At 57.5% G+C, this 24,142-nt stretch carries 24 protein-coding genes and 1 tRNA gene; 11 read left to right on the plus strand and 14 right to left on the minus strand.

Annotated elements, in window-relative coordinates; translation table 11 throughout:
- Nucleotides 1–43 precede the first annotated feature (43 nt).
- The 4 genes from ACYASS_RS13310 to ACYASS_RS13325 all read right to left on the minus strand — a co-directional run bounded on the left by ACYASS_RS13310 (nt 44) and on the right by ACYASS_RS13325 (nt 4,773).
- A complete protein-coding gene (locus tag ACYASS_RS13310) occupies nt 44–2,560 on the minus strand; it encodes a TonB-dependent siderophore receptor (protein ID WP_463586470.1) in 2,517 nt (838 codons plus the stop codon).
- 90 nt (nt 2,561–2,650) lie between these two features.
- Complete coding sequence (locus ACYASS_RS13315; protein ID WP_463586471.1) at nt 2,651–3,649, minus strand: FecR domain-containing protein; 999 nt, start codon at nt 3,647–3,649, stop codon at nt 2,651–2,653.
- A complete protein-coding gene (locus ACYASS_RS13320) occupies nt 3,646–4,146 on the minus strand; it encodes a sigma-70 family RNA polymerase sigma factor (protein ID WP_463586472.1) in 501 nt (166 codons plus the stop codon). Before ACYASS_RS13320 ends, ACYASS_RS13315 begins: the two co-directional genes overlap by 4 nt.
- 105 nt (nt 4,147–4,251) lie before the next feature.
- Nucleotides 4,252–4,773, minus strand: coding sequence for a hypothetical protein (locus ACYASS_RS13325; protein ID WP_463586473.1), 522 nt, complete (start codon nt 4,771–4,773; stop codon nt 4,252–4,254).
- A gap of 401 nt (nt 4,774–5,174) precedes the next feature.
- Between ACYASS_RS13325 and ACYASS_RS13330 the strand changes: the two genes are divergently transcribed.
- From ACYASS_RS13330 to ACYASS_RS13345, 4 genes are all read left to right on the plus strand, one after another.
- Entirely contained in the window at nt 5,175–6,668 is a 1,494-nt protein-coding gene (locus ACYASS_RS13330; protein ID WP_463586474.1) for a YifB family Mg chelatase-like AAA ATPase, read from the plus strand.
- Between the two features lie 560 nt (nt 6,669–7,228).
- Entirely contained in the window at nt 7,229–7,372 is a 144-nt protein-coding gene (locus ACYASS_RS13335) for a hypothetical protein (RefSeq protein ID WP_463586475.1), read from the plus strand.
- Nucleotides 7,373–7,386: 14 nt separating this feature from the next.
- Nucleotides 7,387–7,683, plus strand: a complete 297-nt coding sequence (locus ACYASS_RS13340; protein WP_463586476.1) for a hypothetical protein — start codon at nt 7,387–7,389, stop codon at nt 7,681–7,683.
- Between the two features lie 88 nt (nt 7,684–7,771).
- Nucleotides 7,772–8,416 (plus strand): LysE family translocator, encoded by a 645-nt coding sequence (locus ACYASS_RS13345; RefSeq protein WP_243244542.1) that lies wholly within the window; start codon nt 7,772–7,774, stop codon nt 8,414–8,416.
- Between the two features lie 123 nt (nt 8,417–8,539).
- On the opposite strand, the gene ACYASS_RS13350 is transcribed toward ACYASS_RS13345, so the two are convergent.
- From ACYASS_RS13350 to gabD, 3 genes are all read right to left on the minus strand, one after another.
- Entirely contained in the window at nt 8,540–9,886 is a 1,347-nt protein-coding gene (locus ACYASS_RS13350) for an HDOD domain-containing protein (protein WP_463586477.1), read from the minus strand.
- A gap of 411 nt (nt 9,887–10,297) precedes the next feature.
- Complete coding sequence (gene gabT, locus ACYASS_RS13355; RefSeq protein ID WP_463586478.1) at nt 10,298–11,578, minus strand: 4-aminobutyrate--2-oxoglutarate transaminase; 1,281 nt, start codon at nt 11,576–11,578, stop codon at nt 10,298–10,300.
- Nucleotides 11,579–11,752: 174 nt separating this feature from the next.
- Nucleotides 11,753–13,195: an NADP-dependent succinate-semialdehyde dehydrogenase gene (gene gabD, locus ACYASS_RS13360; protein WP_463586479.1), complete on the minus strand. Its 1,443-nt coding sequence runs from the start codon at nt 13,193–13,195 to the stop codon at nt 11,753–11,755.
- Nucleotides 13,196–13,547: 352 nt separating this feature from the next.
- On the opposite strand from gabD, the gene ACYASS_RS13365 reads away from it, so the two are divergent.
- Nucleotides 13,548–13,624 (plus strand) — tRNA-Arg (locus ACYASS_RS13365).
- 179 nt (nt 13,625–13,803) lie between these two features.
- On the opposite strand, the gene ACYASS_RS13370 is transcribed toward ACYASS_RS13365, so the two are convergent.
- Nucleotides 13,804–14,286, minus strand: coding sequence for a DUF3617 domain-containing protein (locus ACYASS_RS13370; RefSeq protein WP_463586480.1), 483 nt, complete (start codon nt 14,284–14,286; stop codon nt 13,804–13,806).
- 180 nt (nt 14,287–14,466) lie between these two features.
- On the minus strand, nt 14,467–14,763 hold the full coding sequence (locus ACYASS_RS13375) for a YciI family protein (protein ID WP_463586481.1): 297 nt from the start codon (nt 14,761–14,763) through the stop codon (nt 14,467–14,469).
- 409 nt (nt 14,764–15,172) lie between these two features.
- Between ACYASS_RS13375 and ACYASS_RS13380 the strand changes: the two genes are divergently transcribed.
- Complete coding sequence (locus ACYASS_RS13380) at nt 15,173–15,457, plus strand: DUF6124 family protein (RefSeq protein ID WP_463586482.1); 285 nt, start codon at nt 15,173–15,175, stop codon at nt 15,455–15,457.
- Nucleotides 15,458–15,468: 11 nt separating this feature from the next.
- On the opposite strand, the gene ACYASS_RS13385 is transcribed toward ACYASS_RS13380, so the two are convergent.
- The 3 genes from ACYASS_RS13385 to ACYASS_RS13395 all read right to left on the minus strand — a co-directional run bounded on the left by ACYASS_RS13385 (nt 15,469) and on the right by ACYASS_RS13395 (nt 18,958).
- Complete coding sequence (locus ACYASS_RS13385; protein ID WP_463586483.1) at nt 15,469–17,496, minus strand: TonB-dependent receptor; 2,028 nt, start codon at nt 17,494–17,496, stop codon at nt 15,469–15,471.
- 67 nt (nt 17,497–17,563) lie between these two features.
- The gene (locus tag ACYASS_RS13390) at nt 17,564–17,974 is read right to left on the minus strand and encodes a DUF2946 domain-containing protein (protein WP_463586484.1); all 411 of its coding nucleotides are present in this window, start codon (nt 17,972–17,974) and stop codon (nt 17,564–17,566) included.
- Between the two features lie 72 nt (nt 17,975–18,046).
- Nucleotides 18,047–18,958, minus strand: a complete 912-nt coding sequence (locus ACYASS_RS13395; RefSeq protein WP_463586485.1) for a hypothetical protein — start codon at nt 18,956–18,958, stop codon at nt 18,047–18,049.
- A 230-nt stretch (nt 18,959–19,188) separates the two neighbouring features.
- On the opposite strand from ACYASS_RS13395, the gene ACYASS_RS13400 reads away from it, so the two are divergent.
- From ACYASS_RS13400 to ACYASS_RS13415, 4 genes are all read left to right on the plus strand, one after another.
- The gene (locus tag ACYASS_RS13400; protein ID WP_463586486.1) at nt 19,189–20,325 is read left to right on the plus strand and encodes an S-type pyocin domain-containing protein; all 1,137 of its coding nucleotides are present in this window, start codon (nt 19,189–19,191) and stop codon (nt 20,323–20,325) included.
- Between the two features lie 13 nt (nt 20,326–20,338).
- The gene (locus ACYASS_RS13405; RefSeq protein ID WP_463586487.1) at nt 20,339–20,578 is read left to right on the plus strand and encodes a pyocin S6 family toxin immunity protein; all 240 of its coding nucleotides are present in this window, start codon (nt 20,339–20,341) and stop codon (nt 20,576–20,578) included.
- A 121-nt stretch (nt 20,579–20,699) separates the two neighbouring features.
- Nucleotides 20,700–21,236 (plus strand): pyocin S6 family toxin immunity protein, encoded by a 537-nt coding sequence (locus tag ACYASS_RS13410; RefSeq protein ID WP_463586488.1) that lies wholly within the window; start codon nt 20,700–20,702, stop codon nt 21,234–21,236.
- A gap of 317 nt (nt 21,237–21,553) precedes the next feature.
- Nucleotides 21,554–21,844, plus strand: coding sequence for a DUF6124 family protein (locus tag ACYASS_RS13415; RefSeq protein WP_463586489.1), 291 nt, complete (start codon nt 21,554–21,556; stop codon nt 21,842–21,844).
- Between the two features lie 44 nt (nt 21,845–21,888).
- Here the strand turns inward: ACYASS_RS13415 and dmeF are convergent, their stop codons facing one another.
- Both dmeF and ACYASS_RS13425 read right to left on the minus strand, forming a co-directional pair.
- Nucleotides 21,889–22,809 (minus strand): CDF family Co(II)/Ni(II) efflux transporter DmeF, encoded by a 921-nt coding sequence (gene dmeF / locus ACYASS_RS13420; protein ID WP_463586490.1) that lies wholly within the window; start codon nt 22,807–22,809, stop codon nt 21,889–21,891.
- 12 nt (nt 22,810–22,821) lie between these two features.
- Nucleotides 22,822–23,097 carry a metal/formaldehyde-sensitive transcriptional repressor gene (locus ACYASS_RS13425; RefSeq protein WP_027899987.1) on the minus strand — a complete coding sequence of 92 codons (276 nt, stop codon included), beginning with the start codon at nt 23,095–23,097 and terminating at the stop codon, nt 22,822–22,824.
- Nucleotides 23,098–23,223: 126 nt separating this feature from the next.
- Between ACYASS_RS13425 and ACYASS_RS13430 the strand changes: the two genes are divergently transcribed.
- Entirely contained in the window at nt 23,224–24,120 is an 897-nt protein-coding gene (locus ACYASS_RS13430) for a LysR substrate-binding domain-containing protein (protein WP_463586491.1), read from the plus strand.
- The last annotated feature ends 22 nt before the right edge of the window (nt 24,121–24,142 follow it).

Genomic DNA, 24,142 nt, shown 5'->3' on the forward strand with positions numbered 1-24,142 from the left:
TGTTCGCTGAATAGTGAACAGGCTGAACGTGCCTCAACGACAGTTAGAAGTTGTAGCTGACCGTGGCGCTGACGTTACGCTCTTCGCCCAGATAGCAGTAGCTCAGGCTTGCACAGGAGGCGACGTAGGATTCGTTGGTCAGGTTGTTCGCGTTCACGCGCACGTCCACGCCTTTGAGCCCGACTTTGCTCAGGTCGTAGCCGACCGAGGCATCGAACAGGGTGTATGACGGCACCTTCATGGTGTTCTCTGCATCTGCCCAGCTATAGCCGACGTAGCGAACCCCGGCGCCCAAACGCAACCCATCCAGCGCGCCGCTGTTGAACGCGTAATCCCCCCAGAGCGATGCCATGTGCTTGGGCGCTTGTGTCGGTGAGTTGCCTTTGTTCTCGATAATGTTGGTGGCTGTGCTCAACGTGCTGATCATTGATTTGGAGTATTCAATGTCAGTCAGGGTGTAGCTGCCCAACACTTTGAAGTTATCGGTTAGCTGCATATGCCCCTCAAGCTCCAGACCCTGCGAGCGCACTGCGCCAATGGGGCGGTAGAAGTTCTCCTGAGGGAGCTTGGAGGCAAGGTTCTCTTGATCAATACGGAAAACCGAGGCGGTAAACAGGTTGTCCGTTCCGGGCGGTTGATACTTGATGCCCGCTTCCCATTGGGTGCCATCGGTCGGCGCCAGCGGGTTACCCGCGCTGTCTGCATACGAGTTCGGATTAAACGACTCGGAATAGCTCAGGTAGGGCGCAATTCCGTTATCGAACAGATACAACACGCCTGCTCGACCGGTGAGTTTGGTGCGCTTGTCACTGACTTCGGTACCTTCTGGACGCCCGACTTCTGCTATCCGGTTTTCCTCGGAGGTCTCTACCCAGTCCTGACGCAGGCCCAGAGAGAAGCGCCACTTGTCCAGTTCGATCAAGTCCTGTGCATACACGCCGGTTTGCTCCAGGCGGCGCTCGTAACTGGTTGGGCTGAAGTAGCTGATCGCTGAGTTGCCATAGACCGGGTCGAACCCATTGAGCGATGCGACTGAACCGCTGGTCCAGTCCACCATGGTTTTGCGCCGCTGGTAGTCAACACCCAATAGCGTCGTGTGCTTGGCCGAACCAGTGAAGAACTCCGCCTGCAGCATGTTATCGACGATAAACGCGTGCAGGCGTTCGTCGCCGCCGGAGTAGTAGCGCGTCAGTTCGTTACTGGTGGGCGTCGTCCAGTCGTAGGCGTAAATCTGATCGTTCTTCACCTTCGAGTCCAGGTAGCGGAAGTTCTGTCTGGCGGTAAAGACATCGTTGAAGCGGTGCTCGAACTGGTACCCAAAGGACTGTTGGTCGCGGCTGTATCCATCCACGCCCGGCTCGCCGTCGAAGAAGTGCTCGGAAAAACGCTGCCCGTTGCGTTGATGCAGACTGCCGCTGGCTGGTACGCCACCGTGATAGCCGCCTTCAGGGTCGTGTTGCAGATAGGCCTGAAGGGTCAGCGATGTGTCCTCGCTGAAATCGATGCTGACGGTGGGTGCCAGCGCATAGCGTTTCTCTTCGACGTGATCGAACTGCGTATCTGACTTATCCACAAGCCCGGTCAGACGATAGGCGATTCGCTTGTCTTCATCCACAGGCCCGCTGAAATCAAACCCCATGCCGCGCTGGCCTTGGGTACCCACCGTGGCCTGAACCTGATGGTACGGCTCATACAGGGGTTTTTTACTGGTCAGCGCCACCAGGCCGCCCGGCGAACTGCGCCCGTACAGGACCGATGACGGGCCTTTGAGGATGTCGACCCGCTCCAGAAAGTACGGATCAACCTGCATGGTGCTGTAGGTGCCGCTATCGCCCATGGACTTGAGGCCGTCCAGGTAAATGTTATCCACAGACCCGTCGTTGAAACCACGCATGGCAACGTAGTCATAGCGATGAGTTGCACCGTAGGGGTTGGTCAGCACGCCCGGTGTATAACGCATGGCCTGCGACACGGTTTGCGAACCTTGATCATCCATTTGCTGGCGGGTCACGACCGAGACTGACTGCGAGGTTTCCAGCACCGACGTACTGGTTTTAGTCGCGATCTGGCTATGAGTAGCGTTATAGCCTTCCATGCTGCCTAGAGCATTACCCAGTGCAAAGCCTCGAATGTCTGTGCTGGGTAATGCCAGCGCTTCACCCGTCGTTTCGCGCAGCACATAACTGCTGCCATCCTGAGTGACAGCTTGCAGGTTGTTATTACCGAGCAATACGCTCAAGGCCTGATCCGGGGCATAGCTGCCTTGCAAACCTGGCGACTGCTTGCCGGCTGTTTGCGCTGGCGTGGCGGCCAATGTGATACCCGCTTGCCGGGCAAACTGGTTCAGCGCTTCGCCCAATGGTCCTGCTGCGATGGAATAGCTACGCATGGCACCTGCTGGTACCGCGCCGTCCTGAGCCTGAACTGCTAAAGGCAGCGTAGTGGCGCCCAAGGCCAGGCAAATCAATGCCGCGCGAACAGCCGTGGTGAGGTGTGTTGCGCAAGCATCAACGGCGACGTTTTGCGGGTTCGATTGCGATTTACCTTGAGGCCGGGTCATGGGCGATTCCGTGAAGGTCAGTGAAGAGAACGGTGGTGCTGTCCTCTAAGCCGGACCTGCAGGCAAAACCCGCCAAAAAAATTCGAGACATCAGGCCTGGCGCTGCAGCGTGACCCACCAGCGCGTGCGATACCGCAGTTGCACAGGCAGGGTCTGGGTAATGACCGAGAGCAGTTTGTCGGTGTCCTCCAGCCGGAAAACACCAGAAAGGCGCAGGTCGGCGACGTCGTCAGCGCAACCGAGATGACCGTGACGATAGGTCCCTACCTCGGTGAGCAAGTCTCTGAGACGCATGTTGCGGGTCACGATCAGGCCTTCGCTCCACGCCCCGGCATCCATGTTGGGCTCGGGCAACTGAACCGCTTCGCGAGACGACACCCGATAATGCTGCCCGGCGCTCACCGTGATGGGGGACGCGGCAGGCGAGCGGATAATCGACTGGCCCTCTAGTACGCTGATGCGAGTCTGGTCCTGATACTGCCTGACGACGAAGCGTCCATGCAGACCCTCGAACAACCCGTGGCGGCTCTGGATGAGCAGCGGCCTGCGAGTTGGACTTTTCACGTCGGCACCACATCCCAGCAGAATCTCGCCTCTATCAAGAGTGATCAGGCGGCGTTCCGCGTTGAAGTCCTGATCCACTGCACTGTCTGTGTTCAGTTGCAGGCTGGAGCCATCCAGTAGCTGATACCTTCCACGTTGACCCACGTGGGTAGCGAAATCTGCGCTCCATTGCTGCCAAGGCATGACTTCGCGCGACAGCCAGGCACTGGAGCCCACCACGACCAGACCAGACAGCAGTTTCAGCGCTTGTCTGCGACCCAGGCGCTGAGCGCTGTTTTCCAGTGCTTCCAGTGCTGCACCCGGCGCGGGCAGATTCTGAAAGCGGCTGTTGAGTTCGCCGTTCAAGGCCTGGATACGCTGCCAGGCGCATTCGTGGTCCGCATGCGCAACGCGCCACTGCTCACATTGCTCGCGCAGTCGAGGGTCATGTCCCTGGCTGTTCAGGCGCATTGACCATTGAATCGCCTGTTTTACGATCTGTGGCGAAGGCTCTTGCGATCGCGCATGAACAGGGGCACCGCTCACGCTGAATACCGCAGCAGATAGCAGTGATAAAGCGCGTCGGCGACATAGCGTTCTACCGAGCGCAACGACACGCCCATTCGTTCGGCAATCTGCTTGTAAGTCAGGCCTTCACACTGAGCCAGCAGAAACGCCTGACGGACCTTGGGTTTCAAGCCATCGAGCATTTTCGCAATGCTCTCCAGCAACTCGAAAACCAATTCCCGAGACTCGGGCGAAGGGGACTCGTTGCAAGGCACATGTGCGAGGGCTTCCAGGTAAGCGCGCTCCAATTCCTCGCGGCGCCAATGGTCGATAACGATTCCTTTGGCGACCGTGCGCAGAAACGCCCGCGGTGCTTTCAGCTCCTGCATTTCATGACGATTGAGTAGGCGGACAAACGTGTCCTGCGCCAGATCCGCAGCATCGGCGGCATTGCCCAGCTTGCTGCGCAGCCAGGTATTCAGCCAACCGTGATGATCGATGTAGAGCGTGCGCAATGTGGCGTGATGAGAGGGCATCGCGGCGCGCCATCCCAGCGCAGTGTAAATGATAATGAGTCGCATTGTGTTGAGGCGCCGCACAATTTGCAACTGCTTAGGGATGAAACGCCCGTCGCGTGTGGCTTATGCCCTCAGGTATTGCAGGACGGTTTCGATGCTGGCCAGTGGTGGTGCAGACATTAACTCCCCGGTTGGGCACCACGGATAACTGACCTGTTGCAACCAATCCATCACCGGCTCCAGCTCCACTGCCGGGCAGACCAGCATCTGCTCAATGGTGATAGTCAGATACGTGGCCAATCCGGAATCGAACTGCCAGTCATATCGCCCGCAACCAAAACGTAGGTCCCCGGTGGCTTTGTCCGACATCCCCACCAGCCACTTGCAGTGATGCTCGCTAGCCCCGTCGGTTGGTGGCTCACCCATGCAGAAGGTGTAGACGTTTTCATAGGTCTGCCCGAAACGCCGCACCAGCACCTCCGCGATGCCGTCCCGCCCCTCAACCTTGGGCGGGAAAGAAATGCTCCCCGTGTGGACAACCATCTCCAGCGTGGCGTCGCTGACGAATGCTTGGCGTAGCAAGTGCGGGCGATTGCCGTCTTTGGCGAGAATGTAGTGTTCGATGGCTTGGGCTGGGGTTGGCATTGAGGGCTCTTTTTGTTTGCAGATTGGTTGGGGCGATCAGCTTATCTCTGCTGAGTTTGAAACGCATACCTTGTAGGAGCTGCCGAAGGCTGCGATGCGTTTTTCCTGACATACCGGTATCACAACCTTAGGTAGCTCTCATAAACCAAAATAAATTACTGAATTTAAACGCTTTTCTGTAGGAGTGAGCTTGCTCGTGAAGCGTTAGCTCATGCGATAAATTTGTCGACCAGGAAATCGAATCGCGAGCAAGCTCACTCCTACAGGTCCAATGTTTGCAGCGCAACAGCGCGGTGTCTCGGACACAACGCGACCTCTCATTAACACCCAGCAACCATTCATTCCTTCAAAGCTCGGCCCGATGTCGCAGGATGCGAGGGTCGCTTTTTCAAGGAAGAATCATGTCTCTGGCCATCGTTCATAGTCGTGCTCAAGTGGGCGTAGAAGCGCCTGCGGTTACGGTCGAAGCGCATTTGGCTAACGGTCTGCCTGCGCTGACGCTGGTGGGTTTGCCGGAAGGCGCGGTGCGCGAAAGCAAGGATCGGGTGCGCAGTGCGATCATTAATTCCGGGCTGAAGTTTCCGGATCGGCGTATCACGCTCAACCTCGCTCCGGCGGATCTGCCCAAGGACGGTGGTCGGTTCGATCTGGCCATTGCTCTGGGTTTGTTGGCGGCCAGTGGGCAGGTGCCATTGGTGGCGTTGCAGGATGTCGAATGCCTTGGCGAGCTAGCCCTGTCGGGTGCGATTCGTCCGATTCAAGGTGTTTTACCTGCAGCATTGGCGGCTCGCGCTGCGCAGCGGACGCTGATCATTCCGGCGGTGAATGCCGAAGAAGCGTGTCTGGCGTCGGGCTTGCGGGTGATCGCGGTCCATCATCTGTTGGAGCTGGTGGCGCATTTCAACGGGCAGACGCCCATCACGCCGTACCAGTCCAGCGGGCTTTTGCATCAGCCCAAGCCCTACCCGGACCTTAGCGAAGTCCAAGGCCAGACTGCTGCGAAACGGGCGCTGATCATTGCCGCTGCTGGCGCGCACAATCTACTTTTTAGCGGCCCACCCGGCACCGGCAAAACCCTGCTCGCCAGCCGCTTGCCGGGTTTGCTGCCGCCGCTGGATGAGTACGAAGCGCTGGAGGTGGCGGCCATTCAGTCGGTGGCCAGCCAGATCCCGCTTACCTGTTGGCCGCAGCGACCGTTTCGACAACCCCATCACTCAGCATCCGGCCCGGCACTGGTCGGCGGTGGCAGTCGGCCGCAGCCCGGTGAAATCACCCTCGCCCATCACGGCGTTCTGTTTCTGGATGAGTTGCCGGAATTTGATCGGCGCGTATTGGAAGTGCTTCGCGAGCCGCTGGAATCGGGCCATATCGTGATCTCCCGAGCGCGGGATCGCGTGCAGTTTCCGGCGCGCTTTCAATTGGTCGCTGCCATGAATCCCTGCCCTTGTGGATATCTTGGCGAGCCCACCGGTAGGTGCCGTTGTTCGACGGAGCAGATCCAGCGTTATCGCAATAAGCTGTCCGGCCCGTTGCTGGACCGTATTGATTTGCACCTGACCGTCGCCCGAGAAACCACCGCCCTCAATCCTGCCGTGCAAAGCGGTGAAACCACCGCCAGCGCTGCGGCGTTGGTTGCCAAAGCAAGGGATCGCCAGAACCGACGTCAGGGATGTGCCAACGCGTTTCTGGATATGGCCGGGTTGCGCAAGCATTGCGGGTTATCGCGTGAGGACGAGGCTTGGCTGGAAACGGCGTGTGAGCGACTGACCTTGTCGCTGCGCTCGGCACATCGGCTGTTGAAGGTCGCAAGGACGTTGGCCGATCTGGAGCAGGTGGATGCGATTAACCGCAGTCATGTGGCCGAGGCGTTGCAGTATCGGCCGGCGAGTGGATGATCAGCAGGTTGGCACCATGAGTTTGATGGTCCCACTAAATTGTGAAGATCCTGTGGGAGCCGGGCTTGCCCGCGATAAGGGCATCGCGGTTTGTCTGAGATACCGAGGTGTCCTTATCGCGGGCAAGCCCAGCTCCCACAGGCGATTTGCAATGCTCTTTAAGGTGTGGGTAAGCCTTGAGTTTTCCACAGGATCGGCCCTACAGCAGGAACGGAGTTATCCACAGGTCGCCAGTGTCCTGCGCTGACAGTCGTGTGCGCCTCAACGAATTAACCTCTCTCCCGGCTGAATATTCAGCTACTGGATTTGGCGATCTGGAAAAGGGAGTGATACTGCTGTTCATATGAAGCGGGCACATTTGCCTGCGCCTTGTTATGGCTGCTGTATGCGGGAGATCTTCGGGTCTGCCGGTCGCTCCTTACCGGTTCGCCAACCCGCATGCAGTTGCCACCCTATCGTTTGGCGACGAGAAGCGGTGGCTCCCACCAAGGAGATGCACTTTTGAATACATGCACTAACCCACCCCACCCCCCATGCTCTTCATCCGCCAGAAAAAACACATGCACGCCATTTGCCTCGAAGGCCAGGTCTGGTTCTGCGCGCGCGATCCGGGCTATCTGATGGGGATTTTTCTGGATGAGCACCGCGCCCGCAAACTGGCGCCCGACCAGCGTAAACCGTTTTGCTGGAGCGCTATGGGGTGACTCAGGAAGCGCTAATGATCAGCGAATCCGGGACCTACGCTCTGTTGCTCTACCAGCACGGCGCTCACAACGGGCCGCTGCGTGAATGGCTTGAGCATCATGTTGTGCAAGCCGTGCGCGACCGTGATCAAGTGCCAACATCACAACGCCCGGTGCTGGGTTTGATGCATTGGCCCAACATGACGCTGAGCCTGCTGAACTGGCAGAACGAATCGTGGATTCGCGTGCGGGATATGCCAGAGATTTTGCTGGAGCGTTCTCGGCAGAGTGCCGGGAAGACCGCTTCGTGGTGGCGACGGTTGCTGGCTTAAACCATACAGTTGGTATCGCGGACTGTATCTTGCGGGCCATTTGTCTCCTGCTTAAAGTGGCGCCCACTTAAGTAAGGAATACACCCTCATGGAATTCAACAACGGCTTCCTGCTCAGCCTGTCGCTGTGCCTGGAAATTGGCCTGGCCAACATGGCGATGATCAATATCGCCATGCAGCGCGGTTTTGCTCAGGGCGTCTGGTTGGGGCTGGGTACCTGCGTCGGCGATCTGATCTATGCCGTACTGGCGATGATGGGCATGGCGGTCTTGTTGCAATTCGAAGCGGTGCGCTGGGTGTTGTGGATTGGTGGCTCGCTGGTGCTGTGCTTCTTGAGCGTGAAAATGCTGCTCAGTGCCTTCAAGACTGACGGGACAATGCAGCAAAGCGGTGAGCAGTGGGGCAAGACCAATCTGGCGTTGTTCTCCAAAGGCATCATGCTGGCGATGTCTTCACCGAGTGCCATTTTGTGGTTTGCGGCTGTGGGCGGCGCGATCATTGCGCGACAAGGGCATGACGTGGCGAGTGCAGGTCTATTCCTGTCAGGCTTTTTTGCGGCGGGTTTGCTGTGGTCTATTTCGCTGTGTGCGGTGGCCTACCAGGGCGGTCGACTCATCGGCGAGAAGCTGATGAAGTACACCTATATCGCGTCGGCGCTGATCTTTGCGTACTTCGCGGTGTACGTGGTGGTGAGCGGGTATGCGGAGTTTGTCGGGGGGGCGGTTGGTCTGTAGGGGCCAATTACATCCAGGTCGCTGAATTGGAAGGCATCCTGTAGGAGCTCACGAGCACCGCGAGGCAGCGATGGCGGCCTGCCTGATAAACCGCTATCGCGGCCTCGCGGTGCTCGTGCGCTCCTACAGGTCGGTGTTTGCTTCAGGCTCCACCTCCGGCGTACCGTCCAGCAAATCCGGGCCTTCGTCCGCCTCCGCTTCGGGCAGCGTTTCAACCGCCAATGCTACCGGTGGCGCCAGCAGACTTGGGTCCGTCACACCCGTCAGCTTCTTGCGCAACCGCTGCAAGTCCGCGACCGTCAACTTCAACAATCTGGCAGGTTTGGTTTTGAGCAGCGTCGTAACGCTGTCTTCATCACCCAGACGCGCCATGTGCCCGGCCAGGTTCATGACCAACACTTCGCGGGTATAAACCCCGGTGTTGTACTGGTAGACCGATGAAGTCAACTCACGCAGTTCAAGCGGCAGACGCCAGCGCACGCGCAATGCTGAGCCGTAAGCGGCGGAATACTGCTCCAGCGCCTTGCCTATCTGCTCGTCATCCAGCTTGCCACCGGCCAGCAGCCACTCCTGCAAACTGCCCAGCACGGCAAGGTCCCCCAGAGACAGCAGCAGCCCCGCGCAGAAGCAACGCTCCGGATCCACATCAAGCATGCCCGCCAACACCCGTGCATATTCGGCCGTGCGTTGCGACATCTCCCAGAACTCGCTGGCCTTTGTCTGTAACGCACTGCTGCTGAGGATAGACACGCGCTTCTTGGTCAAACCGGAAACAATACTGGCACTCTGCGGAGCGCCCAAAAGCGCCAGTGCGGCGCCGAGGGTCTGCACCGGTTTGACCAGATGTTTGGCCGCCGTATTGGCCGCAGCAATCAACACCGCCGTGATATGCGGGTCTGCGCGTAGCTCTTGTTCAAGCAACGTCGCATCAACGCCGCCCCCTACCTGACTGAGTTTGAGCGCAGTGGCAACGTCCACGAACAACGGCGCACCGTCGGCAGTGTCACGGTGTTTTTCAAGGTACTTGCTCAGCGTCTGACCCGGCGCAAGCGCTGGCACTGCGCCCGGCACCGGACAGGCCAGCAGCAATCCTTCAAGACGCTGGCGAAGTTTTTCGGTGTCCAGCGGTTTGGTCAGATAGGCAGTCGGCGCCAGCGGGACAGCCTCGCGGACACTGGCGGTGTCACCGCGATTGCTGATCAGGATAAAAGGTACCTGGGGCTGGCGGCGCAATGCGCGCACACCGCGCAGCAAGCTCAAACCGTCGACAACGGGCAACTCTCTGGCGGCGATGATCAGATCAGGAATGTGCTTCTTCAAGAACTCAACGACCTGCTTACCATCGCTGCAAATCTCGAGCGCAACATCGTCACGCACAGTCAGAATCAGTTCACTGAGCGTTTCACGAATCCATGGATCGGATTCAGCAATCAAAACCCGAGGTCCTGCGGGTGTATCTACAGCTGTCATCAGAACTCTCTCGTCGAACAACTCATAACCAATGAACTGAAATGTATCTGTATGAACCAACCTTACTGCATCCGTTGAACTGGAATGCATTCCCTGTAGAAGTGACCGGGGTGGCGATCCACATTGCTCGCGATAGCCCCAGTCCAGGCGACAAATTAGTCGACCAAGAGATCGAATCGCGAGCAAGCTCACTCCTACAGGTCATGTGCTTGCTTCACGACAGCGCGAAGTCAGAAACACCAATACGAAGAACTACGATCCTCTTCCACCAATGCACCCACCTTAGCCAAAGCAAACGACGGGATATAGACAAAAAGCCTCATTTACCCCTTTTAGACGCAAAAAAACCCGCCGAAGCGGGTCTTTTTTGTCTGTTTGGTCACATTTTAATCAATTGCGACCCTGGCATTTTCACGCCAACTCAGCGAAACATTCTTCGATGATTGCCAGACCTTTATCCAGTTGCTCGTCCGGCGAGGTCAGCGGTACCAGCACGCGCAACACGTTGCCGTAGGTGCCGCACGACAGCAGGATCAAACCCTTGTCGCGAGCCTTGGCCACTACTTGCGCAACAGCAGCAGCGTTTGGCTTGTGGGAATCGCCGTTTTCGAACAGCTCAACCGCGATCATCGCACCCAGCGCACGGACTTCACCGATCACTGGATACTTGGCTTGAATGGCTTTCAGACCTGTCACCAGACGCTCGCCGACCGCTTTGCAGCGATCCAGCAGATGCTCTTCTTCGAAGACCTGCAACACCGCCAGCGCAGCAGCACAGGCCACCGGGCTACCGGCATACGTGCCGCCCAGACCGCCTGGGGCAATGGCATCCATATATTCAGCTTTACCGCACACACCGGCCAGCGGGAAACCGCCAGCGATGGATTTAGCGAAAGTAGTCAGGTCAGCCGTAACGCCCATCTGTTCCATGGCGAAGAACGTACCGGTACGACCCGCGCCGGTCTGCACTTCGTCAGCGATCAGCAGGATGCCGTGCTTGTCGCACAGTTCGCGCAAGCGAGCCATGAACGCTTTCGGCGCCACGTAGAAACCACCTTCGCCCTGAACCGGCTCGATGATGATTGCCGCGATGTCTTTAGGCTCGGCGTCGTTCTTGAAGATGCGCTCGATGCTGGCGATGGAATCATCAACGCTGATGCCATGCAGTTCACACGGGTACAGTGCGCGGAAGATACCGCCCGGCATCAGGCCCATGCCTGCCGAGTAAGGCACGACTTTACCTGTCAGGCCCAGGGTCATCATGGTCCGGCCATGGTAAGCGCCGGTGAACGCGATCACGCCAGCACGGCCAGTGGCAGCGCGGGCGATTTTCACGGCGTTCTCTACCGCTTCGGAACCGGTGGTGACCAGCAGGGTTTTCTTGGCGAAATCACCTGGCACCTTGGCGTTGATTTTCTCGCACAGCTCAACGTACGGCTCGTAAGCCAATACCTGGAAGCAGGTGTGAGTCAGCTTGGTCAGTTGCTCTTGCACAGCAGCAATGATTTTCGGGTGCAGGTGACCGGTGTTCAGTACGGCGATACCGCCCGCGAAGTCGATGAACTCACGACCTTCAACGTCGGTAACCGTGGCGTTCTTTGCCGACTCGGCGAAGATCGGGTGAATCTGGCCAACACCGCGTGGAACAGCGGCTTCGCGGCGTTGCATCAATTCTGCGTTTGTCTGGGACATGTTTCCTCATTCGCCGCTCATCGGTCGGCGTGGTTCAAGGATCAAGCGGCGGATCAACGCGTGACAGCATTCGATGATCGACTGTCACGGCCTCCGGCCACCAAAAAGGTTTTGGGTGCCACTAAAAACCGCCGAAACGTCGCTCTCGCGCCCCGGCGGCTGCAAACCCCTGCGTTAAACCGACAGGCAGAGGTATTTGATTTCCAGATAATCTTCGATGCCGTACTTCGAGCCTTCACGGCCCAGGCCCGAGGCCTTGATACCGCCAAACGGCGCGACTTCGTTGGAGATCAGGCCGGTATTGATGCCTACCATGCCGTACTCCAGCGCCTCGGCCACGCGGAACACGCGGCTCATGTTCTGAGCATAGAAATACGACGCCAGGCCGAACTCAGTGTCGTTGGCCATGGCAATCACATCTGCTTCGTCTTTGAAGCGGAACAGCGGTGCCAGCGGGCCGAAGGTTTCTTCTTTGGCAACGGCTGCATCTTTGGACACATTGACCAGAATAGTCGGCTCGAAGAAGTTGCCTTCAATGCTGTTGCCACCGAACAGCACTTTCGCGCCTTTGCTCACCGCGTCGGCAATGTGCTCTTTAACCTTGGCCACAGCCTTGCCGTCGATCAGCGGGCCAGTGGTGGTGCCTTCTTCCAGACCGTTACCGATCTTCAGCTTGGCCACTGCGACCTTGAGCTTTTCAGCGAACGCATCGTAAACCGCGTCCTGCACGTAGATCCGGTTGGCGCAGACACAGGTCTGACCGTTGTTGCGGTACTTGGAAATGATCGCGCCTTCGACAGCCTTATCCAGGTCCGCGTCGTCGAACACGATGAACGGAGCGTTGCCGCCCAGTTCCAGCGAGACCTTCTTGATGTCCTTGGAGCATTCAGCCATCAACTGGCGACCAATCTCGGTCGAGCCGGTGAAGGACAGCTTGCGCACAATCGGGTTGCCGGTCAGCTCACTGCCGATATCGCCAGCGCTGCCAGTAACAACGCTGAACACGCCAGCCGGAATGCCTGCACGTTCGGCCAGTTCAGCCAGCGCCAGTGCGGAATACGGGGTTTGCGAAGCAGGCTTGAGCACCATGGTGCAACCGGCAGCCAATGCCGGACCGGCTTTACGGGTGATCATCGCCGCCGGGAAGTTCCACGGCGTAATAGCAGCGGTCACACCAATCGGCTGCTTGAGCACAATCAGACGCTTGTCCGGCTGATGGCCTGGGATGACATCGCCATACACGCGCTTGGCTTCTTCAGCGAACCACTCAATAAAGGAAGCGGCATAACCGATCTCACCTTTGGCCTCGGCCAGCGGCTTGCCTTGCTCCAAGGTCATCAGGCGAGCCAGGTCGTCCTGATTCTCGATCATCAGCTCAAACCAGCGACGCAGCTTGTTGCCACGATCCTTGGCGGTCAGTGCACGCCAGGCTGGCAACGCCTTGTCAGCCGCTTCAATCGCACGACGGGTTTCAGCAGCGCCCATCTTCGGCACAGTGCCCAGAGTTTCATCTGTTGCAGGGTTGTTAACCTTGATGGTCTGGCCATTGTCCGCATCCAGCCAGGTGCCATTGATATAGGCTTGCTGGCGGAACAACTTGGAGTCTTTGAGCTGCATGTCGGCCTCCGCTTTGATATACCGAAAATGCACCGCACACCGGCGGAGCAGGTTTTTGATCGTACAAAAGGCGCCTCGAACAAGGCTGCCATCAGGAAATCATCTGCCGGCCCCCGCGACGCAGGGTCACAAAGTGCAGGTAAACCGGACAAGAGCGTTTGAAATCTCAAACGAATCCTAGGCACTGCTAGGGCAAAGGACAATAGGCCGTTCGAAAAAAAGAACGCATTTGCCAACATCGGCCCGATTTTCTGATCAGCGTCGTCCAAATACCTTGAAACGTGCAAAATCAACAACAGCACTCACCAGCATGGACGCCCGCCAACCAGATGAGTATCATGGCGCCCGCATTGCACCAGTAGCTCAGCTGGATAGAGTACTGCCCTCCGAAGGCAGGGGTCGTGGGTTCGAATCCCGCCTGGTGCACCATATTTGATTTCAGGGCTGGATTAGCAGATCTGAAATTACCCAAAGCCCGCCTTGTGCGGGCTTTGTTGTTTTTGCTGGAAAGTTTCGCTGAGGCTTGTGCCGAAATCGCACCAGTCAGCAATCGCCTTGACTCGTACTACCAGTCAGTGTCCCGCGGCCAGTGCAATATCTCTGACCGTTCAGCGGTTGATGTACAGGCTTTTCATCTTCATGCCGCCGCGCATTTTCTTGACGCCCGGCTCCATGTCGGCCGGGCATGCGCCTTCAAAGCTGCCATTGACGATGGTGCGTTGCGTTTCGGTTTTTCCGTTCAGGTCGAACGAAGTGTCGGCCGTCAATATGTACGATTTCGTCAGATCGCCCTTGAACGAGGCGGCCAGCTTCGCGTCTGGGCAGCTGGATATAAAGCTGTAGCCGTCGCCGTTACCGCTTTTTGACTCGATCTTGCATTCCTGTTCGAAGTTGGCCCACAAGTCGTCGTCAATCAGACGGTCCTTTGCCTGGTCGACGCAAATTTCCCAGGAAAACGGCGAGGTGGCCGGTGTCACTTTCCACAAGCCTGAGGCGCGTTGCAGACGCTGGGATGATTCATCGGCCGATACCGGCAATACGAGCGCAAGCGCTATGACTGGAATCGAAAACAATATCGCGGCGTACTTCATCATGAATCCTTTCTGTAAAACGCTAAATTTAATATCGAAACAGAAGCGCGCTGCGCCATTCGTTTATGGCATGCGCTATTCAAGGTTCTCTAATACTTCACTCTATGGTCGGCTTTTGGCCGGACTCGGTCAGTCACTTCAGCCTAACAAATTCCTAAAATCCCAATATAAATGACCTCTTTAAACCAAAGTTTTCAGATGGGGGAATGCCTTCGACCAGTGAAGAATTCTAAAACTCTTACGCAGACCTTCGATCCAGAACGGGTCTGTATGAATCAAACGAGTCACTGTTTCTTTGCTTTCCGCCTCGACCAGCCACAATCCCCCTAAAGGTTCTGAGGACGGATGCTCTCGGAGTGATCCACCTACTAAAATCAAATCTTTGTGCTGCTCTAACCATTGGATATGGTCGATGAGAGTTTTTTTCCGAATCTCCGATGCCTCAGGTTTATCCTCAAAAAATACGGCAAACAACATCTCATCTCCTTTTGAAATTAGTAGCGCCCTTGGCGCATCACCCACTAGCAGAATAGTCGACTTGCCTGCGTAAAACGCACTCCACCTCCAAACTGATTTACGGAATTCCCCTACACCCTCCGTCCCCTTCACATCCTTGTCGCTCCCGCCCGACAACCCTAGAGTCCACGCCGTCGCTGCAAACGTAACGACCGGGCTTGGCCGCTCGACTAAACTTCAGGCGCACAGGCGCTCACCATTCGATTTCAGGGCATGTTGCCTGCCCGCGATATCGAGTTATGGCAGCTGTGCGCGGGACACCTTCGGGTGTGCCGGGTGCCTGGAGTTCCGGTCGGCCAACCCGCGTACAGTTGCCACCCTGATTTGCTTGGCCGCAAACGGTCGCAGCTTCCAACTCCAGGAGCAGTCAATGAAGCAACCGCATACCTCAAGCAAAACCCTCGGCACCACCACCTTCTCTACCTGCGGGCCATCTCGTCAGCCGCTGTTCCGCATCAATCCCGACATCCCTATCGAATCTGCACTGGAGCACGCTTCCAGCTTATTGGCGTGTATCCATGAATTGAGCCTCGACGCCGCGATGAATGATGCGGGTAAGCAGAGTGTGTGGGCGGTTCATCATTTGAGTGATATGGCGAAGGCGATTCTGGATGACGCGTTGTCGGCTGGCGCAGTAAAGAATCAGCTGGGCTGAACTGCCAGACGTCAAAAATCAAACGTAACCCCCGCATACAACGCACGCCCGTCACCCGGCGAGTGCAGCGAGCCTTGCGCGCCGTCCGGGTCGTACCAGACGTATTCGTAGTAGCGATCGGTCAGGTTTTTCAGTTGCAGGTCGACGGTGACGGTTGGGCTGACTTTGTAGGTGGCGCCGATGTTCATCAGTACGTAGCCGCCGTAGGTGCCTTCGGTGTTGTCGCGCTCCAGGTAGTAGTTGGTCTGGCCGTTCATCCACGCTGACAGTTGCAAGGCTTCGGTCAGTTGGTAGTTGGCGCCCGCGCTGTACAGGTGATGGGGGACGTGGTCGATTTCCCGGCCTTTGCTGTCGGGGTAGGTGGCGCTTGGCTGGAGGATTTTTGAGTACTGCCAGGAGTAGGCCATCCACAGGTCGGTGCGTTCGTTGGGGTGCAGGTTGACTTGCAGGTCGTAGCCCCAGCGTCGTGTTTCACCGACGTTATCGGATTCGCCGCTTGGGTCGTTCAGGCGTCGGCTGACTTCACCGCTGGCTTCCTGTTGCCAGTAGGCGACGCGACCGTCGATCCAGTCTGCGGGGGCGAACTTGATGCCGGTCTCCCAGCCGTCATTGATTGACGGTTCGAGGTCGGTATCCCGAGGCGGCACTTTGTAGGCGGCGGCGCCAGTGCCGACCTGGAAGGTGCGCCCCCAGTTGGCGTAAAGGCTGGCCTCTTTCCAGGGTGAGTACACCACGCTGATTTTCGGTTGTTTGATCAGGCCGTAGTCGTTGATGTCGGAGTCGAGACCGGTCAGGCGATTGGTGAAGTCGCCCTCGATTTTATCCACGCGATACGCCGGGATGATTTTCAGCGATTCAAAGGGTTGGATGACGGCCTGAACGTAGCCGCCATAGGTATTGAAATCGAATTGCTGGCTCCGGGCTTGCGTCTGGCGGGTGCGATTCAGGGTGCGATAACGCTCACTCTGGTTGTCCTGCTTTTGTACGTCGAGTCCGCCTTCCAGCGCGAAGTCGTAGAGCCCACGGATCACCGGTCGCCAGGTTAGGTTGCTCATTGCGCCGTACTGCTTTTCGTAGGCATCGCGTTCCTGTTGCGCGCTGCTGCTCCAGTATTGCGTCCAGCGGCGATCATCGAAGGTGTTGACGTAGGCCTTGGCGCCCCACGCCAGTTGCTCGGTCAAGTCAGTGTCGAAGTGCACGCTGAGCTGGTTCATGCGCCGCGTACCTTTGTCGCTGGCGTTGTAGGCATTGGTCATGCGCGGGTGGTTGCGGGCATTGTCTTCAGTGAGGTAGCCCGGTTCCTGGGCTTCGGTTTCGTAGTGCCGGGCGATCAGGCCGATGCGATAACTTTCATCATCCGGCGTGTAGAACCACTTGCCGCCCAGTGAAAATTTGTCTGCCTGGGCATGATCGCGATAGCCGTCGCTTTTTTGGTAGGCGAAGAAGTAGTTCTGAGTCCAGTTGGCGCTTTCGATGCCTTTGGCCAGTTGGGTTTCCTGGGTGTTGTAGCTGCCGTATCGCAACCGAGCCTTACTGTAATCGCCGCCAATCCGGGTATTGATGTTGACGTTACCGGCAATGTTGTTGAGGCCGTAGCGCGGGTCGCTGGTGCCGCGCACCACTTCGATGCTGTCGATATCCAGCGGGAAGATCATGTCCATAAACGGCATGTTGCCGTCGTTGCTGTTGCTGGGAATGCCGTCGATCAACAACTTCACGGCATTCACTTCGCCCTCGCCATTAAAGCCACGGAAGGAGATTTTCCCGGACGTCGTGCCTTGGTTGAACTCGGTGATCGTGACGCCGGGCGTACGACGAAACAGTTCCCAGCTGTAGGCCACCGGCATGCTTTCGATGACATCGCCGCCCAGAATATCCACCGAGCTCAACACGCTGGTCGTCGACAACGGGCCCGTGGCAGAGCCGGAAACGTTGACGGTACCGAGCGTGAGTGTTGAGTCTGCGACGGGGGTATTTTGCGCCCACACGCTGTTGCAGGCGCTGATCAACAGCACCAAAGAGGTGTTTGTTACTTTCATGAAAACAGTTTCCACGCAAAAAAGTGACGGCTGCTCCCGCCACACGCTTATGCGCGGACTAGCGGGATCAGACTGATGGATTCACTGCGAGGAAGGTGCCGGGAGGCGCGCGGGGATTGAGCGAAGGCCACAGATAGCGCGGCGGCGGTTGCGGCCAGTTCTGTGCATTGATCGGTGCCGAGGCTGCGACCGGAATGTAATCCAGCGCCCAGCCATCGGAGTTGAGCGCCACTGCAACGCCAGAGGAAGAACACAGCAAGCAACCCATCTGGGCGACGGTTTGCCCGGTTTGATCCGAGCCGCCCAAATCAATGCGCGTGCCGCTCCCGACTTCCAGCGAGCAAAAGCCACCATTCAACCCGCTCAGGGCCAGGCCACTCATCTGCCCGTGATGAATACCACAGCCGAACAGACTGAACAGGACGCTGAAATACAGCACCCAGGCAATCATCGACCGGTCATCACGCGAGATTTTCATGGGCGCGACTCTAGCACCGCTCGTCGGGTTGAGACAGCTGGGGGCCGTGGGCTAATTGCCGCATGCCGATCATCATTCCTGACGCTCACCTTCAATAACACGTCCCTGCCCTTCGACGTTGCCGTGCAGCATAGAGTACGTGGTCAGTTGCCCTAATCGGCGCTCCAGTTCCAGCAGCAAACGGTTACGCGTGGTCAGCACTTCGTTGCCGTTGAACAAGCCCGGCTCGACGGTGTAGAGGTTAAACATCTGGTTGATCGCAGCGGGCCCGGCGATGCTGTAGTTCTCTTGCGAACTGTGGTTGTACAGCGCGACCATTTGCCCGGTCTGGCTATCAGCGCGGCGTGCGAACAGCATGCTGACGGTTTGCCCTTCGCGGATGCGCACATTGCTGTCGGAGAACTGGAAGCAAGCCTCCTTGCCATCGCGCAACTTGACCCAGAATTCGTGCTCTTGAATGTTGTGGCTGCTGACGTGCATCGACGACGAACTGCCGCCCATGGAGCCGTAGCCGTTGAGTATCAGGCCGCCGCCGGAGCTGTGTGAATGACTGGCGCTGAGGTGGGTCTGGTTACGCTTCTGGGTGTCGAGGATCTGCCCCGTGACCACGAAAAAGTGCAGCTGGCGGTCGTAGTGATTAAACGGCTCGTCGATGAAGTTGACGTCTTCCGGCGACAGGCTGATGTCGTACATGGTGCGGATCATTTCAGCGCGAGCGGCCTTGTCGTGCTTGGCGCGCTCTTTGAGCTCGGCACGACGCACCTTGGCATCGTCGATGGCCTTGAGTGCCTGGGCCTTGAGAATCGGGGTTTTCTCCTGAGCATAGGCCGCCGCCTTTTCGCTCGCTTCCTTGAGAATCGGCGCGGCCTTCTGACCGGCCTCGACGGCCATGTCCTTAGCCTTGTTCAACGCCTGAGCCGCCTTGGCTGCCAGTTCAGGGTTAGCGTCGACAGCTTTCTTTTTCAGGTCATCCCAGAGACTCATTCCCTATCCTCAACGCTTGATCAATAAACGGGCCGCGTACCTGCGGGCGTGAGGAGTTTACAGGCTCTTTTGGCCTTTATGCGCGGCCGTCAGGGCCTGTTTCATCACGTTTAAAAGGGAGGTGGAATTACCACGCACCTGAAATGCCCGGTTACCGAGTGTTTATTGACCCACATCAGACTGATCGACACCCTGCACGCCCCGACATTAAGGACAGTTTCGGTCGAGTGATGAGAAAGGACGATCTGAAAAAAGACCCATTCGAGGAGCCATGGTATGCCCCCTATTTTCGCGGTAGCAACGCATGGGGTGGAGGGGTAAGACCTGCCCAACCTGCGGAGCCGGTCTACATCGAAAAAGACTACTGGCCAGCGCCCAAACCCCGCAAAGATTTGATCTTCGCCAAGTCGTGTACCAGTGCAAACTGGCGCCAGACCGAAGCAGGCACCTGCACCGAACCTGTGTCCAACTTCGGAGCCGTGATGGTTGCCGGTTCTATGGCGGTGCCTGCAGCCAATGCTGCTGTTGCAACTGCGCTAGGTGCCGACCTCGCGCTGGGCCGAGTGGCTGGCGGCGGGATCATGCAACAGGGTCTGACCTGGGCAATCCGCGGCGCGAGTTTGCCTGCCAGTGTATTCATCCTAGGCTTGCTCCCGACCAGGATGGGCGACGGCACGCTGTACACCGACGAACAACTGCGCAATATGACTCGCGCGCCCAGTCGCGTGCGCTTCCAGTTTCGTCAGGACGCAGAGGGCGTGTTGCAGGTTTACGGCATTCACACCGGACCGACAGGCGACGACTCAGTCCGCACTGTGCAAGCTGCCTGGAATGCCGACCAAACGGCACTGGAGGCCAAGCTCAACGGCATTACGATTCTCTGGACACCCAAACGCGGCCCGCTGGGCGAAATGCCGCCCCTGATCTACCCCGACAACAGCGGCGAACAACTGGGCACCATCCTCGTCCACCCGATCCCGGAAAACACCGACAGCCAGATCGAAGGCTTCCCCGGCGAAGACATCACCACCGACGACTGCATCGTGGTGTTCCCGGCGGATACTGGGTTGAAGTCGATGTATGTGGTGTTTGCGAGGGCGGTGGGTGGGGACATCAAATACCACAAGCCGCCTTTGGATCTGCCTGGATTCCCAGGCACCTTCCCTGTTAGATCCAAGAGCAGTGTTCAAGGGGGAGGCAGTAAACGTGCCCGCTGGAAAGATCGTAAGGGGCGTATTTATGAGTGGGACAGTAAGACGGGTTCAATCGAGCTGTATGACAAGCAAGGTAAGCATCTTGGCGAGTTCAACCACATAACGGGTAAACAGATAGATCCGCCGAAACCCGGCAGAACCACACCTAAATAGAAGGACGACGACTATGTTTCTATGGATCTCCGGTTTTTTGAAAGATGACGCTGAGGATGACGCGTTGAAATTTGACCTCGTCGTGAAGCGAGAATATGAAGACGCTGTATTGGAGATTCTCGGATGGGAAAGCTTGGAGGAAAGCCCTGATGGTGAATGGCTGCTATCCATTGAACAGGTGGGTCAAGTATCCACAGCGGTCAACGAGCCATTGCCAAGCAATCTAGACGTGTTTATCGGCGTTCGGGCGTAGCGACGAAGAGGTGGCGGCAGCAATGGCGCTAGCGGGTGACCCAATAAAGGATGAGTTGGTGTATTGCGTTGGACGTTACAGATAGGGGAACGCCAGCGGATCGAGGTTCTAGAGGAAATTTATGCTTATAGCAATCGCAGGTTTTCTGGCTGACTCCAGTAAAGACAATTCAGTCAAACTAAGAATTAATGTTAAGCCTGAATTCGAACGAACAGTGATGGACCTAATGGGTTGGGAACACTTGGAGATAGGGCATTGGGAGCCGCTAATTAGCTCAAGGGCTCAGCAAATTTCTGCAGTAATCAACGAAGCAATTTCAACCGATCTGAATTTGTCCATTGGAGTGCGGTTTAGCGACGAAGAGGTAGCAGAGAGACATAAAAACACAGTAAAGGTTATATTCCTCTCAATCAGTGGGTTTTACTTAGACTCCAATCCGGACGACTCTTTAAAATACGACATGGACGTACCGCAAGAGCTAGAGTCAAAAGTACTCGCTGCAATGGGCTGGGCCTCAATACAACATGTGCCCCCGGGTGAGCACATTCTGACGACGGATCAAGTGACGGCAGTGATGAAGATACTTGGTGATCCCGTCAGAAATGACTTGGTTTACTACATAGGTGCCTGTGTGAAACGCATTCCGCTGCCAAGCTAATTTACGGAATATCCCTACACGCTCCGTCCACGTCCCATCCTTGTCGCTCCCGCCTCACAACCCTAGAGTCCACCCCGTCGCCGCAAACGCAGCGACCGGGCTTGGCGGCCCGACAGATATAGGCGAAAGCAGCGCCCCGACTTAAGATGGCAGGCGCTGTTTTTTCGCGTGTGGCCTGGCTTTATGACGGGTTGCGCGGGGACTCTTTCGGGAGTGCCGGGTTCCTATATCTCCGGTCCGCCAACCTTGTGCAATCCGTCACCCTTCTTTGCTTGGCGGCAGAGATGACGGTTCATCAAGATATAGGAAGGCGAATCATGACTAACTCTGACGACTTACACCCAAACAAAACCCTCGGCACCACCACCTTCTCCACCTGCGGCCCATCCCGTCAGCCGCTGTTTCGCATCAATCCCGACATCCCCATCGAATCCGCACTGGAGCACGCTTCCAGCTTATTGGCGTGTATCCATGAATTGAGCCTCGACGCCGCGATGAATGATGCGGGCAAGCAGAGTGTTTGGGCGGTTCACCATTTGAGTGATATGGCGAAGGCGATTCTGGATGATGCGTTGTCAGCGGGTGGAGCAAACAATCATCTGGGCTGAACGGCCCTTGGCTAGTACCTAGGGCCGTTTGGGCCGGTCATGAACTATGTGCTGCGAAGCTCCACGGTCAGGTGCGTCACTTCGTGCACCGGCGCCAGACGCGCGCGGATCATGTCGGCGGTTACGGATGCGTTGCCGACCACGCTAATAATGGCGGCACGGGCTTCGGGGCCGACCTGCCAGACGTGCAGGTCGGTGATTTTTGTATCACCTGACTGCTCGATTATTTCGCGGATTTCCTGCGCGACATGCTCGTCTGTGCGGTCGAGCAGAACACCTGAAGTGGTGCGTATCAGCGACCAGGACCAACGGGCAATAACCAATGCACCGACTATGCCCATGACCGGGTCGAGCCAGACCCATCCCAGGTAGCGGCCAGCGAGTAATGCAGCGATGGCGAGGACGGAGGTCAGTGCGTCGGCGAGCACATGCACGTAGGCCGAACGCAGGTTGTTGTCCTGACCGTGTGCGTGATGAGTATGCCCGTGGTCGTGCCCATGGTGGTGATTGTGGCCGCCGGACAGCAGCAGTGCGCTGACGATATTGACGAGCAGGCCGACAACGGCAATCCACGTGGCCGTGCCGAACGCGACTTGGGTAGGCTCGAAAAGACGCACCACTGACTCAACGCCGATGCCGATGGCAACCAGGCCCAGTATCAACGCAGAGGCGAAGCCGCCCAGGTCGCCCACCTTGCCGGTGCCAAAGCTGTATTGAGCGCTGGCGGCATGGCGTTTGGCGTAGCTGTAGGCAGCGGCGGCGATACCCAAGGCGCCAGCGTGGGTCGCCATATGGAAACCATCCGCCAGCAGGGCCATGGAGCCGGTGATGTAACCGGCAGCAATTTCGGCGACCATCATGACAACCGTCAGCGCTACTACCCACAGGGTGCGCTTAGCGTTTTCATCATGGGATGAGCCCAAAAATACGTGATCGTGGGCGTAGTCCGCTTGCAGGTTGCTCATGTCGGTGCGCTCCTATTTGGTGTATCGGCGGATGGCTTCGATCAGTTCCTCAACGCCTTCGGCTCGTTCTTCATCACTCAAACCCGGCTTAGCGACGTGCTCGCGGGCGTGGGCTTCGATGATTTCGTCCATCAGGCCGTTGATAGCCCCCCGCGTTGCCGCCACCAGATGCAGGGTTTTGGCGCAATCGTCTTCGGCCTCAAGCGCCCGCTCCACTGCCTGAATTTGCCCGGCGATGCGTTTTACGCGCTTGAGCAAGTCGTCTTTGCCCGTTTTGATGTGCGACATACCATACCCCCCCTACCTATATGCATAACGCATCCTCTGTGATCTCGGCAGGGATCGCAACCAGCAGATGAAACTCCCGCGCATTTTTGTTCTGATGGCCGCAACCATGACCACTCCGGATTTCCCATGCGCATCGAACCCCTGCCGCCACTGCAAACCCTGATCGCTTTCGAGGCGGCGGTGCGCCATGGCAGTTTTACCCGTGCTGCCACTGAGTTGCATCTGACCCAGAGCGCGATCAGCCGGCAGGTGCAGCAGCTTGAGGAGTTTCTGGGGCGGGCGTTGTTTCGACGTGAGCACAAGCGCATTCATTTAACGGTGGCCGGGCAGGTGTATGCCGAGCAGGTGCATCGCGTACTTGCCCAATGCGCTGAAGCGACGGCGCAGGTCATGACCCACAGTGGCGAGCAGGAGCTGACGCTGGCGTGTTCGAGCGGTGTCGCGGCGTTATGGCTGGGGCCGTTGGTGGGACGTTATGCCGATGAGTTTCCCAATGTGGACGTGCGTCTGCGGGTGGTCGACGGGCTGGATTCGCTGGTGCGTGCGGAGTTTGATCTGGCTGTGTATTTCCTGCGCTCGGGTTCGCCGCCGGGGCTGGACAGTCGGTTGTTGTTTGCGGAGTCGGTGGGGGCGTATTGCGCGCCGGGCTATCTGCAAGGCCAGGTGCTCAAGCCGCAAGCGTTGTTCGAACATCGGTTGTTGATGCTTGAGGATGGTCAGCGCCAGTGGCTGTCCTGGACCGACTGGTTTGCACGTCAGGGTATTGATGCTTCGGCGATTTCCAAACGCCTGACCGTTAATAACTATCCGGTGATGGTGGAACTGGCCATTGGTGGACGCGGCATTGTGTTGGGCTGGAAACCGATGATTGATGGGCACGTTAAGTCCGGGGCGTTGGTGCCTGCTTGTGATGTCCATGTGGGCGAGATCGGTGGTTATTACTTGCTCAATCCGTCGGGGCAGTTTCCGAGCCGTGCGGCGCGATCGTTTGAGCAGTGGTTGACGCTGCAAAATGCAGACTGAATATCGCTTCCTGTAGGGGTGA

It is taken from the genome of Pseudomonas sp. HP_14, from assembly GCF_055283875.1.

What these genes read in the sequence shown, in the direction of transcription:
- ACYASS_RS13310 (WP_463586470.1), bottom strand. Translation starts at nt 2,560, where the DNA reads ATGACCCGGCCTCAAGGTAAATCGCAATCGAACCCGCAAAACGTCGCC.
- ACYASS_RS13320 (WP_463586472.1), bottom strand. Translation starts at nt 4,146, where the DNA reads ATGCCCTCTCATCACGCCACATTGCGCACGCTCTACATCGATCATCAC.
- ACYASS_RS13325 (WP_463586473.1), bottom strand. Translation starts at nt 4,773, where the DNA reads ATGCCAACCCCAGCCCAAGCCATCGAACACTACATTCTCGCCAAAGAC.
- ACYASS_RS13330 (WP_463586474.1), top strand. Translation starts at nt 5,175, where the DNA reads ATGTCTCTGGCCATCGTTCATAGTCGTGCTCAAGTGGGCGTAGAAGCG.
- ACYASS_RS13335 (WP_463586475.1), top strand. Translation starts at nt 7,229, where the DNA reads ATGCACGCCATTTGCCTCGAAGGCCAGGTCTGGTTCTGCGCGCGCGAT.
- ACYASS_RS13340 (WP_463586476.1), top strand. Translation starts at nt 7,387, where the DNA reads ATGATCAGCGAATCCGGGACCTACGCTCTGTTGCTCTACCAGCACGGC.
- ACYASS_RS13345 (WP_243244542.1), top strand. Translation starts at nt 7,772, where the DNA reads ATGGAATTCAACAACGGCTTCCTGCTCAGCCTGTCGCTGTGCCTGGAA.
- ACYASS_RS13350 (WP_463586477.1), bottom strand. Translation starts at nt 9,886, where the DNA reads ATGACAGCTGTAGATACACCCGCAGGACCTCGGGTTTTGATTGCTGAA.
- gabT (WP_463586478.1), bottom strand. Translation starts at nt 11,578, where the DNA reads ATGTCCCAGACAAACGCAGAATTGATGCAACGCCGCGAAGCCGCTGTT.
- gabD (WP_463586479.1), bottom strand. Translation starts at nt 13,195, where the DNA reads ATGCAGCTCAAAGACTCCAAGTTGTTCCGCCAGCAAGCCTATATCAAT.
- ACYASS_RS13370 (WP_463586480.1), bottom strand. Translation starts at nt 14,286, where the DNA reads ATGAAGTACGCCGCGATATTGTTTTCGATTCCAGTCATAGCGCTTGCG.
- ACYASS_RS13375 (WP_463586481.1), bottom strand. Translation starts at nt 14,763, where the DNA reads ATGTTGTTTGCCGTATTTTTTGAGGATAAACCTGAGGCATCGGAGATT.
- ACYASS_RS13380 (WP_463586482.1), top strand. Translation starts at nt 15,173, where the DNA reads ATGAAGCAACCGCATACCTCAAGCAAAACCCTCGGCACCACCACCTTC.
- ACYASS_RS13385 (WP_463586483.1), bottom strand. Translation starts at nt 17,496, where the DNA reads ATGAAAGTAACAAACACCTCTTTGGTGCTGTTGATCAGCGCCTGCAAC.
- ACYASS_RS13390 (WP_463586484.1), bottom strand. Translation starts at nt 17,974, where the DNA reads ATGAAAATCTCGCGTGATGACCGGTCGATGATTGCCTGGGTGCTGTAT.
- ACYASS_RS13395 (WP_463586485.1), bottom strand. Translation starts at nt 18,958, where the DNA reads ATGAGTCTCTGGGATGACCTGAAAAAGAAAGCTGTCGACGCTAACCCT.
- ACYASS_RS13400 (WP_463586486.1), top strand. Translation starts at nt 19,189, where the DNA reads ATGAGAAAGGACGATCTGAAAAAAGACCCATTCGAGGAGCCATGGTAT.
- ACYASS_RS13405 (WP_463586487.1), top strand. Translation starts at nt 20,339, where the DNA reads ATGTTTCTATGGATCTCCGGTTTTTTGAAAGATGACGCTGAGGATGAC.
- ACYASS_RS13410 (WP_463586488.1), top strand. Translation starts at nt 20,700, where the DNA reads ATGCTTATAGCAATCGCAGGTTTTCTGGCTGACTCCAGTAAAGACAAT.
- ACYASS_RS13415 (WP_463586489.1), top strand. Translation starts at nt 21,554, where the DNA reads ATGACTAACTCTGACGACTTACACCCAAACAAAACCCTCGGCACCACC.
- dmeF (WP_463586490.1), bottom strand. Translation starts at nt 22,809, where the DNA reads ATGAGCAACCTGCAAGCGGACTACGCCCACGATCACGTATTTTTGGGC.
- ACYASS_RS13425 (WP_027899987.1), bottom strand. Translation starts at nt 23,097, where the DNA reads ATGTCGCACATCAAAACGGGCAAAGACGACTTGCTCAAGCGCGTAAAA.
- ACYASS_RS13430 (WP_463586491.1), top strand. Translation starts at nt 23,224, where the DNA reads ATGCGCATCGAACCCCTGCCGCCACTGCAAACCCTGATCGCTTTCGAG.